This is a genomic window from Clostridium sp. JNZ J1-5 (genome assembly GCF_053901425.1).
Map to the genome: position 1 here is coordinate 2,401,144 of NZ_CM132773.1, position 18,242 is coordinate 2,419,385.

Consider the following 18,242-nt stretch of genomic DNA (forward strand, 5'->3'; position numbering starts at 1 on the left):
GCTCTTCTGTATAATATATTTAACATTTGTAAGATATAACTTACTAAAGTGCATTTTAAGTGATACATAGGGATATACACTAGATACTAATTGGAGGTTTTATATATGAATCTGAGTCCGGTGATTGCGGAAAATCTTAAGCGATTGAGGCTGGAAAGAAATTTAAGCTTGGGACAATTATCAGAATTATCTGAAGTAAGCAAAGTAATGCTTTCTCAAATTGAAAAGGGGGATACAAATCCCACAATTAATACCATTTGGAAAATTGCCAAAGGTTTAAATGTTCCATATACAGTACTAATTGATAAACAGGAAAACCATATTTCAGTTGTTAGAAAGTCAGAAGCTAAAGAACAAAGCAGTGAAGATGGAACTTATCGTATTTATTGCTATTATGGCAATACACCCCATCGAAATTTCGAATTATTTTTACTTGAGATAGATTCTAGTGCAGTATATACCTCTGTTGGGCACTCAGAAAAATCACAGGAGTATATTATTGTTCTTGAAGGAGGACTTTTATTGTCAACAAACAAGGAGGACTATTTATTAAAAAAAGAAGATTCTATTTGTTTTTCATCAGCAGCTCCCCATACCTATAAAAGCTGCGGAGAAACTACTCTTAAAGCTGTGGTTGTAAACTTTTATCCGATTTAATAGAAAAAGATACATTATGATGTGGATAAGATATTAAGCTATATTATTTTACTATCATAAATTTTAAAGGAGGAACAAAAATGAGTGAATTAATATTTCAAAAAGACAGCTATGTAAAAAACTTTGATTGTAAAGTTACTAAAATAGACATGGAGGAAAATGCTGTTGTTTTGGATAGAACAGCATTTTATCCAGATGGTGGAGGTCAACCCTGCGATAAGGGGGTGCTGGAGACAGATACAGCTAAGTATATTGTAAAAAAAGTTAAGAAAAAAGGCTCTGATATATATCATTATATTGATGGGGATCTTCCCAAAATTGATGAAATTTGTATTGGAAAATTAGATTGGGAACATAGATATAAGCTAATGAGAACTCATACTGCTATGCATATTTTATGCGGTGTTGTATGGAGAGACTACAAAGCTCAGGTAACTGGTGGAGATATGGATTGTCTCAAAGGTAGACTGGATTTCGAGTTTGAAAGCTTTGACAAGGAATTAGTTGATGAAATAGAAATAAAAATCAATGAAGAAGTAAAATCTACAAGGAATATCAGTGTAAATATTCTTGAAAGAGAAGAAGCCTTCAAAATTCCTGACTTAATAAGAACAAAAATAAATCTTCTACCAGAAGGTATTACAGAAATAAGAACTGTTGAAATTGAAGGGCTAGATTTTCAGGCAGATGGAGGAACTCATGTGAAAAATACTGAGGAAGTTGGAAAAATAAAAATAGCAGATTATAAAAGTAAGGGAAAAATCAACAAAAGAATATACATTCAATTAGAAGAATAGGTTTAATTTAAGTACTGTAGTAAATAATTAAGATTAGTACCTTGTGTTGATTTTATTAAGGGCATATATTATATTGAAATAAGGTACTAGGTAACAGTATAAAAAGAAAAGAGGTGAGCTTTAGTGGAGGTTCTATGCTTGTTGTATACCCTCTCACTAGAGATAAACTATGAAACAAGAATTTTTCATTAAAAATAGAAAAAAATTATCTGAGCAGTTAGAAGATAATTCTATACTAGTTATGTTTGCAGGAAGGGCACCTTATAAGTCAGCAGATGAGACTTACCCATTTACGCCTAATAGAAATTTTTATTATCTAACAGGTATAGATAGGGAGAATATAATACTTGTTATAACAAAAAGAAAAAATATAGTCAGTGAAACCCTATTTATTGAAGAGTCAGATCCAGTTATGGCCAGATGGATTGGAGAAAAAATGACTGAAAAAGAGGCAGAGGCAGCTTCAGGCATTACTGATATAGACTATACAAAAAATTTCTATAACTCTTTTGCAGGAATGCTTTCAAGATTTGAATACACAAATTTATATCTAGATCTTGAAAGACAGGAATGGGGAATACCTACTACTGAAGCCCAAGTTTTTGCAAAATCTGTTTTAGAAAAATATCCATATTTCAATGTGAAAAATATTTATTATAAAATAAGTGATATTAGAACTATAAAGGATAAAGAAGAAATAGAAATTACAAAAAAGGCTATAGATATAACAAGACGTGGAATAGAGTTAATGATGAAGAATGCAAAACCTGGAATGATGGAGTACCAAATAGAAGCTTATTTCGATTATGTATTAACATCAGAAGGAGTAAAAGATAAAGCATTTAAAACAATAGCAGCAGCAGGGAAAAATGGAACTATACTTCACTATTCAGAAAACAACAGTAGATGTGGGGATAATGATTTAATACTATTTGATTTAGGAGCTCAATATAAATACCTAAATGCAGATATATCAAGAACATTTCCTGTAAGCGGCAAGTTTACTGAAAGACAAAAACAAGTATACAATGTGGTTTTAAGAGCTAATGAAGAAGTAACAAAAGCAGTTAAACCAGGGCTTCCATTCTCTGAACTTAATGAAATTGCAAAAAGAGTTTTAGCAGAAGGATGTAAGGAGCTTGGGCTTATAAAGGAAGATAAGGAACTTTCAAGATACTATTTCCATGGAGTAAGTCATTACTTAGGTTTTGATACTCATGATGTAGGAGATCGTGAACAAGTACTTAAGCCAGGTATGTTATTTACAAATGAGCCGGGACTTTATATTCCTGAAGAAGGCATAGGAATAAGAATAGAAGACGACATTCTAGTAACAGAAGATGGTTATGAGAATCTATCTAAAGATATAATCAAAACTGTAGAAGAAATAGAAGAATTTATGAGTAGAAAATAAGTTCATATTAATTAATTTACAAAATATCTAATTTAAATGAAGAGTACTCAATTAAACAGTTATATGAAAAAGACGCGAGAATCGCGTCTTTTGCTATAACTAGATATAATCCAAAAGTAAATAAATTATAGAGATATATATACTAATTTACAACATTAATTGGTTTTCCTTGAATAAAAGCTTCAACATTATCAGCTAGAAGACCAATAAGTCTTTGTCTTGATTCAATGCATTTCCAACCTATATGAGGAGTTAAAATAACGTTGTCCATAGTAAATAGTGGATTATCTAATTCTGGTGGTTCAGGATCTTGAACATCAAGTGCAGCACCAGCAATTTTTTTATTTTTTAAAGCCTCAATTAAGTCTAATTCTTTTATAATTGCTCCCCTTGAAGTATTTATGATAAATGCTGAGGATTTCATAAGATTTAATTTATCTTTATCAATAAGATGTTTAGTATTATCAGTAAGAGGACAGTGTATGGTAACAAAATCACTCTCTTTTAGCAATTCCTCAAGAGAAACAAATTTTATATTTGGATTGTTAAAGGATTTAGGAGTTCTGCTATAGACTAGAATATTCATTCCTAAAGCTAGTGCTATTTTCATTACACTTTGACCAATGGCACCAGCTCCAATTACTCCAAGAACCTTATTATGTAGTTCAAAATGAGGAACCTGAAGGAACTTAGTAAAATTATCAAAATTCCCTTTATTAATCATAACCTGTTGAAGAGTTAATGAGGAACTTAAATTTAGCATAAAAGTAATTACTAATTGCGCCACTGCCTCTGAGCTATAACCAGGAACATTGCATACAGTAATATTTTTTTCCTTTGCTGCAGCAATGTCTATGTTATTATAGCCAGTGCCGGCCTCGCATATGAGTTTCACTGAAGGAGGAAATTGAGAAATTAAATCTCTTCCTAAAGGTAGTTCTTTAGTAATGATAATATCCTGATTTTTAACTTTTTCTAGAATATCTGTATCATTACTTGTATCATATTTTGTAATGGTAGTAAGTTTAGCTAATTGTGAAAAATCCAGTTTGTTGTCAAAGTCAAGTTTTGCTGAATTGAGAAATACTGTGTTTTTCATAGTTACCTCCTAATGTTAGAATACTTACAAATTTAGTATACGTCACATGGATATCACTGTCAAAAATCTAAATGAGCAATTTTAAGTTTTTAAAGGTATATAAATTTATAACTATTTGGTATAATTTATGAATAATGTAAAATGGAAATGTCAGCTACATTATAATAATCTTTATAAGAAGGTGAACTTAAATATGAATTTTCAAGGTATTATAATAGGCTTAGCATCTTTTATGATAATAGGTATATTTCATCCTATTGTGATTAAAAGTGAATATTATTTTAGCAAGAGGATATGGCCTATATTTTTAGTTCTAGGGATTATATTTATAACCCTGTCTATCTATATAAAAGGACAAATGTTATCGCCTATAATGGCAATTATAGGATTTTCATGGCTTTGGAGTATCCATGAAATATTTGAACAAGAAGAAAGAGTAAAAAAAGGTTGGTTTCCTAAAAATCCAAAAAAGAAATATTAATAATTATTATATTATTTGTTTTGCTTAGAATATTATATATTAGATTAAATGGAGGGAAACTAATGTCAATACAAATAATTATTGTACTTATTCTTACATTTGTTATTTATGTTATATCAACTTTAGCATATTCAGTAAGAATTGTAGCTGTAAGAACAGGTAGAATAGCTATATCATTTGCGGTGTTTAATATATTTGCATTAGTTTCTAGAACTGCAAATACTGCTCAAGCTCCTCTTATGGCTAAAACAATTGAGAATAACATAAAGGCAGGTACATCTGAAAGCTTACTATATATTTTTAGATGGGTATTAATTTCTACAACATTAGCAACGATTATAGGAGCATTACTTATGCCTACATTTATAAGGGTATTTGGAAGGGCTGTAGAATCATTTAGTATTCATCGTTCTATGCCAAGATTATTATTACATGGTTTTTCAAAATCAGGTATAGAACAATTTAAAAAGAGTATTACCATACCTAAAAGAGATAATTTTGTACAACTTAAAAGCCTAAAAAAAGTACCTAAGAAGATTGTATTATTAAATACAATAGCGTTTTCAATATCTACAGTTGGAGTGTTGGCATCATTATATGCAGGGTGTTTAAATCCTACATTGCGAACTACATGTAGTACTTTATCCGCCGTTATAAATGGATTTGCAACTATACTTATGTTTATATTTATAGATCCGTTTATATCAATGATGACAGATGACGTTATTAGAGGAGAGTGCACAGAGGCGGAATTTGATAGGTGTATAATTTTTATAGTTGGCGGGTTAATTGTGGGAACTATATTGTCTCAATTTTTATTAGTACCTGCAGCAAAAATAATTAGCTTTATAGCAAAAATAATTTAAAACAACCTTAACACACTAATAGAAATATTTAAATGAATGTAAAAATCAACATTTATTTAAAACAAATACATATATGAACTTAGACATAAGGAGTTTATTGTGATAAAATATCACTAAAATATACACTTATATTTGGAGGAGACACATTATGCCAGCATTAAAGTTTAAAGCTATTGAATCTGAAAAAGTTTGTGATATAAGTAGGGATTTGGTAGATGAATTACAAGAGATAGTAAAATGTCCTAGAGACTATTTTATATTAGAAGTTGTTCAGTCAACATTTATTAAAGACGGGGAATTTGTTAAAGGATACCCTGTAGTTGAAATTTCATGGTTTAATAGAGGACAGGAGATTCAAGATAAGGTAGCAAAGGCAGTTACAAAGTATGTTCATTCTATGGGCTACCATGATGTAGATGTAATATTTATAGCATTAAAAGAAAATGAATACTATGAAAATGGAGAACATTTTTAGATTAATTAATAGAATAAGGTTATAAAAAAATATTCCATTGTATCTGTTGCAGTGGAATATTTTCCTGTTTAGATATAGCTTTAAGGGAAAACTTATAGGAGTATAGATAGAATAGGAGTATAAGCTGATGAAAAAATTTAAAAAATTTTATATTGAGATTACAAATGTATGTAATCTTGCCTGTAGTTTTTGTCCAAAGACAAGACGAAAACCTGAGTTTATGAGTATAGAAACCTTTAGTGAAATATTAAATCAAATAAAACCTTATACAGATTATATATATTTTCATGTAAAGGGGGAACCTCTTCTTCATCCAGAGATAGGGCAATTTTTAGACTTAAGTTATGAAAAAGGTTTTAAGGTAAATATAACTACAAATGGAACTCTTATAAGTGAAGTTAAGGACAAAATAATCACAAAACCAGCACTAAGACAGGTTAACTTCTCACTGCACAGCTTCGATGGAAATGAAGGATCAAAAAATAGGTTAGAGTATATTAACAGTATTCTTTCATTTACAAAAGAGGCTATAGACAATACGGATATTTTGATTTCTTTACGATTATGGAACCTAGATAAAGATAATATAACCAACCTCCAAAAGAAAAGAAATCATGAAATAATTGAAGTAATTGAAAATGAGTTCAATTTATCTTATAAAATTGAAGAAAAAATCATCCCAGGCAGAGGAATTAAGATTTCAGACAGGGTATATTTAAATCAAGACCATGAATTTCAGTGGCCAGATTTAGGAGAGGTAGAAGATAGAGGAAGTGGATTTTGCTACGGACTTAGAAATCAAATAGCTATATTGGTAGATGGAACTGTAGTACCCTGTTGTCTTGATGGAGAGGGAGTAATTAATCTAGGAAATATAAATAAAACCAATTTCTCTGATATATTAAAGAGTGATAGAGCTAAAAATATTTATGAGGGTTTTTCAAGAAGAGAAGTAGTTGAGGAATTATGTAGAAAGTGCGGATATAGAAAAAAGTTTAATGCTTAATTGAAATAAGCATACAGTACCAAAGGAAGGTGCCAAATGAGAGATAAAAATAACTTACAGAAAAATCATAAGTTAGAGCAAAGTAATAATAATACTGAACAGATAAGATTAAACAAATTCATAAGTGAAACTGGGATTTGTTCTAGGAGAGAAGCGGATAAACTAATTGAACAGGGAAAGGTTAAAATAAACGGTATAATAGCGGAGATGGGAAGCAAGGTTAGTTTAAAGGATAAAGTTGAAGTAAACGGAAAACCTTTAAAGTCTAAAGAGGAGCCAGTCTATATAGCTTTTAACAAACCGGTAGGGGTTACTTGTACCACTGATCGTAAAGATAAAGATAATATTGTAGATTTTATCAATTATCCAAAGAGAATTTTTCATATTGGTAGACTGGATAAACCTTCAGAAGGACTTATATTTTTAACCAATGATGGAGACATTGTAAATAAAATTTTGCGTGCAGGAAATTGCCATGAAAAAGAATATATTGTTACAGTAGATAAACCTATAACACCTGATTTTATTAAAAAGATGGGAAATGGAGTACCTATTTTAGGCACAATAACACAAAAATGTTTTGTAAAACAACAAAGTAAATATGTATTTAGAATAATTTTAACTCAAGGATTAAATAGACAGATAAGAAGAATGTGTGAATTTTTAGGATATAATGTTACAAAACTTAAACGTATACGGATTATGAATGTAACCTTAGGTAATCTGCCAATTGGAAAGTGGCGTTATTTAACAAGTAAGGAAATGGAAGATATCAATAAGTTAGTTTCCAATTCGATTAAAACTGAAGAAGCTTCTCATCTAAAAAAGGGACTAAAATAGTTTTTAGAAAATTCGAAAAATAGTATTGAAGTTTTATTAGGGTATGCTATAATATAAGTAAGAAGAATAAAAAAATTCTTCTTGCAAATCCTAATTCATTAAGTCAAAATTAAAGCTCAGTTTTTAATTAAAGAAGTTTTGAATTGAAGGATTTAAGAATTAAGAATTAAGAATTAAGATTTAAGAATTAAGAATTAAGAAGTAAGAAGTAAGAAGTAAGAAGTAAGAAGTAAGAAGTAAGAAGTAAGAAGTAAAGGTAAAATGCCTTAACAATCAGAAGTTTAGATTTTTAAATGATCAGTAAAGATTTTGTAAGTTAGAGCAAAGAGTACCAGGAAGGAAATATTTGTGATTAAGGAAACAGAAAGTCAGTTGAAAAATGAATTAGGGTTTGCTTAGTAGCCAGTTTATAGTTTTTATATATGAACTGGCTACTATTATTTTTATTTAATATTAAGAAGGTAATGTTCTTATAAAGAATATAAAACTATTTTTAACAAGAAGAACTATGTTTATGTGGACTTTTGTAAAAAAATTACTTACAATGTAATTATAGGATAATTAATTGAAGATATGTTAAAAACTTGTAACTAAATGGTGTTAGGGGGAAGCCAATGAGAAGAATAAAAAAGATAGTAATTTTATTGTTTTTACCGCTATCAATACTATTGGGAATAGGTTGCATATATCAAAATATAGAATCAAAAAATGACATACAATCATATAAGCCAGTAGGAAAAATATACGAGGTTAAGAATAAAAAGATGCATATATATACCGGAGGATCTGGAGAGGTAACGGTTGTTTTTGCATCAGGATGGGGTACTGTAAATCCATATGCAGATTTTTATTCACTTTATGATGAAACATCAAAGTTTGCCAAATTTGCAGTTTATGATAGATTTGGATACGGATATAGTGAATTTACAGAGGAGAAAAGAGATATAGATACTATAGTAGAGGAAATGCATCAACTTCTAAATAAATCTGGACAAAATCCTCCTTATGTTCTAGTAGGTCATTCCTTAGCTTCACTTGAAACTATAAGATATGCACAAAAATATAAAGATGAAGTTAAGGGGATAGTACTTATTGATGGAGGCAATCCTGAAGTTTATGCAAAACAAAAACCTTCCACTTTAATTGCAAATATCCAAAGGCAGTTAATGAAGTTTGGGATAGCTAGGGCTTTATATAAAACAGAGAGTTTTGCTAGTTCATTAAACTCTGAAAGAAATAATTTAAGTATTTTACCAGAAGATATAAAAGAATTAGATAAAATATCAACACTTCTTAGAGGAAACAATAGGAATATCATAGATGAAATGAAAAGAAGCCAAGAAAATGCAAAAAAAGTTGTAGCAGGGGGGAAACTTAATAATATTCCGCTTACTATTATAACCTCTGGTAGCTTTGGTGAGGAAAGCAAAGGTTGGATAGATAGTCAAGTAAAACTAAAGGATTGGTCGAGGTATAGTAAGCAGTTTATAGTGGGAGATGCTAGACATTATATTCATCAATATAAACCAGAAATAATTACTAAAGAGATAGCTGAAATGTGCACAGCAGTAAAGAAACAAGAATAGCGAAAGCTATTCTTTAATTTTTAGGGAAAAAATAGGGGGAGACTAACTAACATAAATCAGTATTAAATCATATCATAATATGATAGTTATTATGAGGTGGTTTTTATGAGAGTATTAAGAGTGGGTTCTAGAGGATCAGATGTAATGAAAACACAAGCAGTTTTAAAAAAGATAGGTTATAATCCTGGTCCTATAGATGGAGTATTTGGAAGTCAAATGCGGCAGGCAGTTATTCAATATCAAATAAACAATGGTTTAACACCTGATGGAATCATAGGTACAAACACTTATAATTCTTTAAGAAAGTTTTTTTTAGGTTATAACAATTACACAATAAATTATGGAGACACACTATATAATATAGCTAGAAGATACTACACAACTATAGGAAGAATACTTGCTGCTAATCCAAATATAAGGCCGGAAAATCTAATGGTTGGTCAAACAATTAAAATTCCCTATGGAATTGATGTGGTTGATACAAATGTAAATTATACCTATGAAGTTTTAGAAAATGATATTCAAGGATTAAAAGCAAGATACCCATTTATAGAAGTAGGTGTTGCAGGAAAGAGTGTTTTAGGTAAAAATCTCTATTACGTAAAACTAGGAAGTGGTCCAAATGAAGTTTTTTATAATGGAGCGCATCATGCCTTAGAATGGATTACTTCTCCTCTTCTTATGAAATTTATTGAAGACTTTTCAGAAGCTTATGTAGATGGAACAAGCATAAGAGGATACGATATAAGGGACATATGGAATAGGAGTACTATTTATATAATGCCAATGGTAAATCCAGATGGAGTAGATCTAGTTATTGATGGACTTCAAAGAGACAATCCTTATTATGCACAACTTATTCAATGGAATAATGGAAGCACTGATTTTTCACAAGTGTGGGAGGCAAATATAAGGGGAGTTGATTTAAATCATAACTATGATGCTTCATGGAATCTATCAAAAGCAGCTGAAGCAGCTTATGGCATCTCTGGTCCAGGACCAACTAGGTATTCAGGACCATATCCTGAATCGGAGCCTGAGACTAAAGCAGTAGCGGATTTTACGAGAAGTCATAATTTTAGACTAGTGTTAGCATATCATAGCCAAGGGGAAGTAATATATTGGACTTATTTAAATATAATACCTCCAGATTCAAGGACAATTGGAGAATTATTTTCCAGGGTTAGTGGATATGAATTATCACAAACCTCTGGAATAACTTCATATGCTGGTTATAAAGATTGGTTTATTGATAAATATAGAAGACCTGGGTTTACAATAGAGGTTGGAAGAGGAAAAAATCCACTTCCTATAGAGCAATTTAATAAAATATATAATGATAATATAGAAATCCTTATCTTAGCAGCAATTGTATAGAAGACAGAAGAAGGTTAATATTTATTTTAAATTTTCTATTAGTCAAGTTGAGGCTGTTTTAAAGATTGTTGAGTTCAATATTATAGATTATCAGCAATCTCTTAAAACAGCCTTATTTTTATATTCATATTTTGTAATCCTTGTAAAGAGAAAATCATTAATTTAATAAATATTTAACAATGAGGAAACTATTGTATTTTATGTATGTCCATATTAGGATATAATTAAACTAATTTCCTAGAGTTGGTTGCAGAATATGAAAATATAATTAAAGGTGGTTGAATATGATTAAAGTTTTTGAAAAAAAACCCTGTGATGAAGCAATTTGCATTATTAAATACGTAGAGGATAGACTAAATGGTGGGGAAGCTATAGAGCCTAAAGTTGAATATCCTGTACATATTGATTTGTTAAATAATTATAAAAAGCTATTTTCTAACGAAAAAGTCATGTCTTCTTCAGCAAAATTGTTATTAGATGTAAATGCATCTTTAAGCAATTTTGATGTAGAAATGTCTAGCATTTCTTATCAATTGATTGATTTTGCAAAAGAAATGGCTGCACTAAGTGAATCTAACGTAGCGGTGGTAGAGGAAATCACAGCTAGTATGAATCAGGTAAATGGTACAATAAAGGATAATTCTGAAACATTACAGCATCTGTCTGTATCTTCTAAGGAATTGATAGAACATAATCATAGAAGTCTTGCTGAAATTAAAGAGATTAATGAATTAAAGCAAGAAGTAATGGACAATGCTAATATTATGAGTAAGCAAATCGAGCAATTGGTTGAGATGGCGAATAAAGTAAATGATATTGTATTAGGAGTTGGAGCTATAGCAGATCAGACTAATTTACTAGCTTTAAATGCATCCATTGAAGCTGCTAGAGCAGGAGAAAATGGTAGAGGATTTGCAGTAGTAGCTCAAGAAATTCGCAAACTTGCAGATAACACTAAGGAAAGTCTTCAGGATATGAAAAATTTTGTAAATAATATTCAGAATACTGCTAAAGCTGGCAAGCAAAGTATGAATAATACTATTAGTTCCACAGAAAATATGAGTAAAAAAATTGATTCTATAACATATACCACAGAAAACAATGTAAACATGCTTGAGAAAACAGTAAGCGATGTGTATAAAATTAATGAATCTATGGGAGATATAAGTCTTGCAGCAACTGAGATTAATAAAGCTATGGATACTTCTAGTAAGGATGCAGAAAGACTTAGTATTATGACAAATACTATCCATGAAGATGCATTAAAGAGTGCAGAATATGCTAAGAAAATTTCAGGAATAGATGATTTACTTTCAGGTATTTTAAAGAATATGATGGAAGGGCTTAAAGGAACTTCAAATGCCATTAGCAATGAGGAGTTTTTAGAGTATATGGAGAAAGCAAAAAAAGCCCATAAAAATTGGTTAGATAACTTAAGACATATCGTTGATGAAATGACAATTTATCCTTTACAAACCAATAGTACTAAATGTGCTTTTGGGCACTTTTATCATTCTATACAAGTAACTCATCCATCCATTGTAGAAGAATGGAATACTATTGATAGAGTTCATGAAGAGTTTCATAGTTTAGGAGAAAAAGTGCTAGAAGCTTTAAAAAATGGTAGTAAATCTCAAGCAGAAGAATATTATGGTGCTGCTGAAAAATTATCAAAGCAAATATTTGAACTTATAGATAAAATTATTATAGAATCAAACCATCAGATGAAAAAGGGCGTTAAATTATTTCAGCGTTAAAATTGAAGAGTATCGTTGAAAAATGGAGGTAAGCTATGTTCTATTTACTTAGGCCTATTAGTCAGGAAACATTTGAGAAAAAGGTGGTTATAAGATTTAAAAGCATAAATGAAGGGTTTAGTAGATTTGAAAATTTTATGCTGCAAGATACTAAGGATAATTCTGAAGAAAAGTTAATAACTTTTATAGATAAAGCCTTTCAGCTAAATGGAGAAGAAAATTCCTATATTGATTTTTATTTAAGCAGATTAGACAGAGAAGCCGTGGACAATTTATTTGCACTATTAAATGAAGATGATAAAGCAATGCTAAAAAGGCATATAAGTGAAATAGAAGAAGATACAATATATTTTAGATTAAGCAGAGAAGCTATTCCTTTTATAACTAGGCTAAATACTAGAGAAGTGTTCTTTTGTACATTTTATTTTACAAAGTTTCCATGTACTATATGGGGAAATTATAATATGAAATTTCCTATATTCTTTAATGATAAAACTGATGTGGAGAAGTATAAGAATATTGCTGATGAGTGCGGACTCTCTTTATAAAGCTGAAGGAAAGTAAGTTAATTATAAGCTATAATGTAAACTTTATTTATAATAAAAATAGGAAAGGGTAAACTCCTTTCCTATTTTGCTCTAAAATAAAGTACTTACATATGATTTATGCAGGATTTCCAAGGCCTCCAAAACCTTTAGGAGAGCCTGGAAATGTTGGATTCTCAGGTGAAAAATGATTATTTATTACAAAACTTAGATCCTTAGCAGCATTAAAATATTCCTGCTGGTTAAAAGGACTCAGCCTGTTATATATAGCCCCTGCCATAGGGTTATGAAGTTTTTTATAGTAACAGTATATTTCATTAGCTAGTATAGAAGTAGGATATTCTCTTCCTTGAAGTTTGAAATTTGATGCATAAGGTTCGAAGAGATGTGTATACTCTGGCGGAATATATACTAGCTTATCTTTATTAAGATGTTTAGTACAATTAACATTTAGTGCTTCTTCTGAACTACTATACCAGTGATTTTTAGCTTCTGTACAGTTGTAGGTACAATAGGAATTTGCAAGAATTACATAATTATATTTTTTTGGAAGTTCTTCTAACCTGGACAAGGCTCTATTAAAAGGAAAATGAAGTACAATTTTATCGTACATTGAATAGTCCTTTTCAGCCATTTCATTTGCACTAAGTGTTTTAGTTATAGAAGCCACTACATTATAACTTGGATTTCTATTTTTTATTTCTAGGGCAAGATTGTCATTGTTAACTACAAAGTTTTTTACACCCAATTTAAAATAGTAGTCTAGCTTTTCTTTTGAAATTGGATCAGGTTCTTGAAGTAATACAGCAGCATTATATCCTCTTTTGTGTATTTCATCTATGCATTTTGTATACTCATTTCTTGTTTCAGGTACTTTATAAGTCCAAGTCTGTTTCTTCACATTTTCTGCATGACTTCTAGCATTTGTACTATCTTCTTTAAAAGCAGACAAAAACAAAAATTCTATCCAATTTTTATTAATATTGTTATCTAAAAAATTTAGAAGTTCTATATCAAAATTAAAAGGTATCTCATATTTTTTCATTATTATCATCTCTTTAATATTTATTTTTTATAGTATTATTATAAGAAGTTTGTACAGAATGTTTCTCTAGCAAAAAATCACAATATTATTTTAATACTTTAATGTGAAATTTCAATGGTTTTTTGCAGGAAAATAATCCTTAATATGATCATATAAATTAGAAAAATAACTTAAAATATAAGTAGTTACAGGCTATTTAAAATATTTCAACAATTATCAAATAAACTTAAACAATACATTAGAGAATTATTGTATAATATCTATAATATTTCAAATTTTATTTCATAAGATCAAATGTTATAAGGGAGGAAATTTGTTGAGTAAATACATAGAATTAATCAATGTTAAAAAGTACTATGAAATGGGGGAAGTTAAAATAAAAGCTCTAGACGGAATATCCTTTTCAGTGGATAGGGGAGAATTTGTAGTGGTAGCAGGACCTAGCGGAGCCGGAAAAAGTACTGTTTTAAATATATTAGGCGGGATGGATACTACAAGTGATGGAGAGATACTAGTAGACGGAAATGAGATAAGTAAATATAACTCAAAGCAATTGACAACTTATAGAAGATACGATATAGGGTTTGTTTTTCAGTTCTATAATTTAGTTCAAAATCTGACAGCCGTTGAAAATGTAGAGTTAGCTACGCAGATATGCAAAAATCCTCTTAATCCAGAGCTGGTATTGGAACAAGTAGGTCTTAAGGATAGAAGAGATAACTTTCCAGCACAGTTATCAGGAGGAGAACAGCAAAGAGTAGCCATAGCAAGAGCACTTGCTAAAAATCCTAAATTATTGCTATGTGACGAACCTACAGGGGCTTTAGATTATAATACTGGCAAGTCAATATTGAAATTATTGCAGGATACCTGTAGAAATATAGGGATGACAGTAGTTGTTATTACTCACAATTTAGCCATTGCGCCTATGGCGGACAAGATTATTAAAGTAAAAAATGGTAAGGTTGAGAGTATAAATATCAATGATAATCCAATCCCTGTAGAAAGGATTGAATGGTAACAATGAAGAATGCTTTACTTAAGGATACGTTCAGGGAAATAAGGCGTAACTTGAGCCGATTCCTTTCAATTTTTGCAATAGTTGCTTTAGGTGTATCATTTTTTGCTGGAGTAAAAGCCACCTGCCCAGATATGAAAATTACTGCAGACAAGTATTTTGATGACTATAGGTTGATGGACATAAAGCTAGCTTCAACTATGGGGTTTAGTAAAGAAGATATAGATGTTATAAAAAAAGTATCAGAAGTAGAAGGAGTTTTACCAGCTTATTCTATGGATGCTTTGGTTAATGTTGAAAATAAGGATTTAGTCCTTAAGGTACTTTCACTTCCTATAGATAAGGTTAATAATCCTGATGAATCATATATTAATAGAGTTAAATTAGTAGAGGGAAGGTATCCTGAAAAGCCTGGTGAGTGTGTAACAGAAAGGGTTAAAATGCTGAATTCGGGCATGTCCATTGGCTCAAAGATTAAATTATCTTCAGGTAATAGTAAAGATATTGGAGAAAGTCTTAAAGTAAGTGAATACACAATTGTAGGAGTTATAGAAACTCCATATTATATTTCTTTTGAGAGAGGAACAAGTTCTATTGGTAATGGTAAGGTAAACAGTTTTATAATGATACCTCAGGAAAATTTTAAAATTCCGGTATATACAGATGTTTTTCTTACAGTAAAAGGTGCACGAGATTTATTTACATACGGTGATCAGTATGAGGAAGTTGTTAAGCCTGTTAAAAAGAAACTTGAGGATATTGGTAAGGATAGGGTCCAAATTCGATACCATGAAGTAGTTACAGAAGCTAACAAAAAACTTAATGAAAATAAAGAGAAAATTAAAGAGGCAGAAGAAAAACAAAAAACTGAGCTTAAGAGTGCAGCTGAAAAACTAAATAACTCCAAAGCACAAATTGAAGCAGCAGAGAGACAGCTTCAAGATAAGGAAAATCAATATAATAAGACATTTAAGGAAGCAGAAACCAAGTTAGCAAAGGGATATAAGAAATTAGGGGATGGAGAAAAGGAATACAGTCTGCAGCTTAAAAAGTTCAACGATGGGAAAATAGAGGCAGAAAAAGAATTATCAAATGCAGAAGATAAGATTCAGGATGCCCAAAAACAGATAGATAATCAAGAAGCCCAGCTTAAAGCTATTAAAGATATCTTAGCTCTAAATCAAAATTTATCAGCCGCAGAGAGAGCTGAAATGGAAGCCAAGGTTAATCTTGGAGAACAGCAGCTAGCAGCTGCAAAAGCTAATATTACAGCTGCAAAAGTTGAATTGGAAACTAAGAAAAAAGAGTTTTATAACGCGGAGGTAAAAATAACTAGTACAAGAAATATGTTAGCTTCCTCTAAAAAGCAGCTTGATAGTGAGAAGAAAAAGCTTGATGAATATAAAAGAAAAGCTGAAGGGGAGTTTGCAGAGGCTCACAGAAAACTTGATTCTTCAAAAGCGGGACTAGAAAAGGGTTTAAAGGATTATGAGAAGGGAAAGAGAGAATCAGATGAGAAAATATCTAAGGGATATGCAGAAATAGCTGATGCAGAAAGAGAACTAATTAAAATTAAAGAGCCTATATGGTATGTTCTTGATAGAAATATGCATATAGATTTTGTTGACTATGAGAAGGCTTCAGATAGAATAGCTTCAATAGCTCAAGTGTTCCCAGTATTTTTCTTTCTTATAGCAGCATTAGTTTGTCTCACAACTATGACAAGAATGGTTGATGAACAAAGAACATATATAGGTACATTAAAAGCTTTGGGATACAGTAAAATAGCTATAGCTTCAAAATATCTAGTATATGCAGTGTTAGCCAGTGCCAGTGGAAGCATCTTTGGAGTTATACTAGGATTTAAAATATTCCCAACAGTAATTTTTAATGCCTATGGAATAATGTATACATTGCCGCCTATTATAACTGAGTTTAATGTATTTTATGCAACACTTGCAACATCTTTTGCAGTTTTATCTACTACTTTAGCAGCATGGGTAGCCTGTTATAAGGAACTTGTTGAAACACCTTCAATTTTAATGAGACCTAAATCTCCTAAAGCAGGGAAACGAATTTTTCTTGAAAAGATCAAATTTTTATGGAATAGATTAAACTTTACCCAAAAGGTTACAGCTAGAAACTTATTAAGATATAAAAAGAGATTTCTTATGACTATTCTTGGAATAGGAGGATGCACCGCATTACTTTTAGCAGGCTTTGGATTGAAGGATTCAATTGTATCTATTGTATCTAAACAATTTGATGAATTATATAAGTATCATATGGTTATAAACCTTAATGAAGGGGTAACTTTAGAAAGTTCTACTGGAATTACTAATAATTTATCTAAAGAAAAGCAAATTTCCGATTACATTTTTGTTAATGAGAAGAGTATTGATGTAGGGGTAGGTAAAAATGAAAAAAGTGTTTCGTTATATGTACCTGAAGATACTAAAAAAATAGAAAATTTCATTATTTTTAGAAATCGTACAACTAAAGAAAAATTATCATTAGATAATGAAGGTGTTATTTTAACCGAAAAGTTAGCCAAAATACTTCAGGTTAAAGTTGGAGATCAAATATATATTAAAGATAAAGATACTGAAAAAATTAATGTTAAGGTATTAGGTATTACAGAAAATTATCTTTCTCATTATGTTTATATGCCACCTAAGCTTTATGAATCTATTTATGGAAAAAAGATAAAATTTCAGCAGCTTGTAGCAAAAACCACTGATACCAAGGAAGATTCTCAAGATAAGCTTTCAAAAGATTTATTAAGAAATAAGGATATTTCTTCTGTAGTGTTTACTACAGGTATCAGTAATGATTTTAAGAAGATGTTAGGAAGTTTAGACTATGTTATTTTAGTGCTAATTGTTTCTGCAGGTGCTTTAGCCTTTGTGGTACTTTATAATCTAACAAATGTTAATGTTACCGAGAGACTTCGTGAGATAGCTACAATAAAAGTACTTGGATTTTATGACAATGAAGTATCAACCTATGTCTATAGAGAAAATTTTCTGCTTACAATTATAGGTATGACCTTGGGACTTCTTATGGGAATTTTTCTTCATAGATTCATTATTGTTACTTCCGAAATAGACTACGTAATGTTTGGACGTAATATAAAGCCATTGAGCTATCTATACTCAGCGATACTTACAATTGTATTTTCAGGAATAGTAAATTTTGTAATGTATTTTAAGCTTAAAAAGATAGGGATGGTGGAATCATTAAAATCAGTTGATTAGACTTTTAAATGTTAAAGAAAAA

16 protein-coding genes are annotated in these 18,242 nt (G+C 30.3%); 14 read left to right on the plus strand and 2 right to left on the minus strand.

All coding sequences use genetic code 11. The features are described 5' to 3' along the window. The first annotated feature begins 105 nt into the window (after window positions 1-105). The 3 genes from ACWW38_RS11650 (at window position 106) to ACWW38_RS11660 (ending at window position 2,868) form a co-directional block, all read left to right on the plus strand. Entirely contained in the window at window positions 106-657 is a 552-nt protein-coding gene (locus ACWW38_RS11650) for a helix-turn-helix domain-containing protein (protein WP_456257721.1), read from the plus strand. A gap of 80 nt (window positions 658-737) precedes the next feature. Then, window positions 738-1,454 carry an alanyl-tRNA editing protein gene (locus tag ACWW38_RS11655; protein ID WP_456257722.1) on the plus strand — a complete coding sequence of 239 codons (717 nt, stop codon included), beginning with the start codon at window positions 738-740 and terminating at the stop codon, window positions 1,452-1,454. Window positions 1,455-1,623: 169 nt separating this feature from the next. Beyond that, complete coding sequence (locus tag ACWW38_RS11660) at window positions 1,624-2,868, plus strand: aminopeptidase P family protein (RefSeq protein WP_456257723.1); 1,245 nt, start codon at window positions 1,624-1,626, stop codon at window positions 2,866-2,868. A 142-nt stretch (window positions 2,869-3,010) separates the two neighbouring features. Here ACWW38_RS11660 and ACWW38_RS11665 read toward each other — a convergent pair whose 3' ends face one another. Beyond that, complete coding sequence (locus tag ACWW38_RS11665) at window positions 3,011-3,967, minus strand: NAD(P)-dependent oxidoreductase (RefSeq protein WP_456257724.1); 957 nt, start codon at window positions 3,965-3,967, stop codon at window positions 3,011-3,013. A gap of 193 nt (window positions 3,968-4,160) precedes the next feature. Here ACWW38_RS11665 and ACWW38_RS11670 point away from each other — a divergent pair, with 193 nt between their 5' ends. The 9 genes from ACWW38_RS11670 (at window position 4,161) to ACWW38_RS11710 (ending at window position 12,903) form a co-directional block, all read left to right on the plus strand. Further along, window positions 4,161-4,448, plus strand: a complete 288-nt coding sequence (locus ACWW38_RS11670) for a DUF4491 family protein (RefSeq protein ID WP_456257725.1) — start codon at window positions 4,161-4,163, stop codon at window positions 4,446-4,448. A gap of 62 nt (window positions 4,449-4,510) precedes the next feature. Further along, window positions 4,511-5,314, plus strand: a complete 804-nt coding sequence (locus ACWW38_RS11675) for a lipid II flippase Amj family protein (RefSeq protein WP_456257726.1) — start codon at window positions 4,511-4,513, stop codon at window positions 5,312-5,314. A gap of 148 nt (window positions 5,315-5,462) precedes the next feature. Beyond that, window positions 5,463-5,789: a DUF1904 family protein gene (locus ACWW38_RS11680; protein WP_456257727.1), complete on the plus strand. Its 327-nt coding sequence runs from the start codon at window positions 5,463-5,465 to the stop codon at window positions 5,787-5,789. A 127-nt stretch (window positions 5,790-5,916) separates the two neighbouring features. Beyond that, window positions 5,917-6,795, plus strand: a complete 879-nt coding sequence (locus tag ACWW38_RS11685) for a radical SAM/SPASM domain-containing protein (protein WP_456257728.1) — start codon at window positions 5,917-5,919, stop codon at window positions 6,793-6,795. A 36-nt stretch (window positions 6,796-6,831) separates the two neighbouring features. Then, window positions 6,832-7,635, plus strand: coding sequence for a 23S rRNA pseudouridine(2604) synthase RluF (rluF, locus tag ACWW38_RS11690; protein ID WP_456257729.1), 804 nt, complete (start codon window positions 6,832-6,834; stop codon window positions 7,633-7,635). 614 nt (window positions 7,636-8,249) lie between these two features. Further along, window positions 8,250-9,221, plus strand: coding sequence for an alpha/beta hydrolase (locus tag ACWW38_RS11695; protein ID WP_456257730.1), 972 nt, complete (start codon window positions 8,250-8,252; stop codon window positions 9,219-9,221). Window positions 9,222-9,326: 105 nt separating this feature from the next. After that, a complete protein-coding gene (locus tag ACWW38_RS11700) occupies window positions 9,327-10,598 on the plus strand; it encodes a M14 family zinc carboxypeptidase (protein ID WP_456257731.1) in 1,272 nt (423 codons plus the stop codon). Between the two features lie 284 nt (window positions 10,599-10,882). After that, on the plus strand, window positions 10,883-12,355 hold the full coding sequence (locus ACWW38_RS11705) for a methyl-accepting chemotaxis protein (protein WP_456257732.1): 1,473 nt from the start codon (window positions 10,883-10,885) through the stop codon (window positions 12,353-12,355). A gap of 35 nt (window positions 12,356-12,390) precedes the next feature. Further along, window positions 12,391-12,903 (plus strand): hypothetical protein, encoded by a 513-nt coding sequence (locus ACWW38_RS11710; RefSeq protein ID WP_456257733.1) that lies wholly within the window; start codon window positions 12,391-12,393, stop codon window positions 12,901-12,903. A gap of 115 nt (window positions 12,904-13,018) precedes the next feature. On the opposite strand, the gene ACWW38_RS11715 is transcribed toward ACWW38_RS11710, so the two are convergent. Beyond that, complete coding sequence (locus ACWW38_RS11715; RefSeq protein WP_456257734.1) at window positions 13,019-13,945, minus strand: hypothetical protein; 927 nt, start codon at window positions 13,943-13,945, stop codon at window positions 13,019-13,021. Window positions 13,946-14,261: 316 nt separating this feature from the next. Between ACWW38_RS11715 and ACWW38_RS11720 the strand changes: the two genes are divergently transcribed. Beyond that, on the plus strand, window positions 14,262-14,966 hold the full coding sequence (locus ACWW38_RS11720; RefSeq protein ID WP_456257735.1) for an ABC transporter ATP-binding protein: 705 nt from the start codon (window positions 14,262-14,264) through the stop codon (window positions 14,964-14,966). Between the two features lie 2 nt (window positions 14,967-14,968). Then, entirely contained in the window at window positions 14,969-18,220 is a 3,252-nt protein-coding gene (locus ACWW38_RS11725; RefSeq protein WP_456257736.1) for an FtsX-like permease family protein, read from the plus strand. Window positions 18,221-18,242 lie beyond the last annotated feature (22 nt).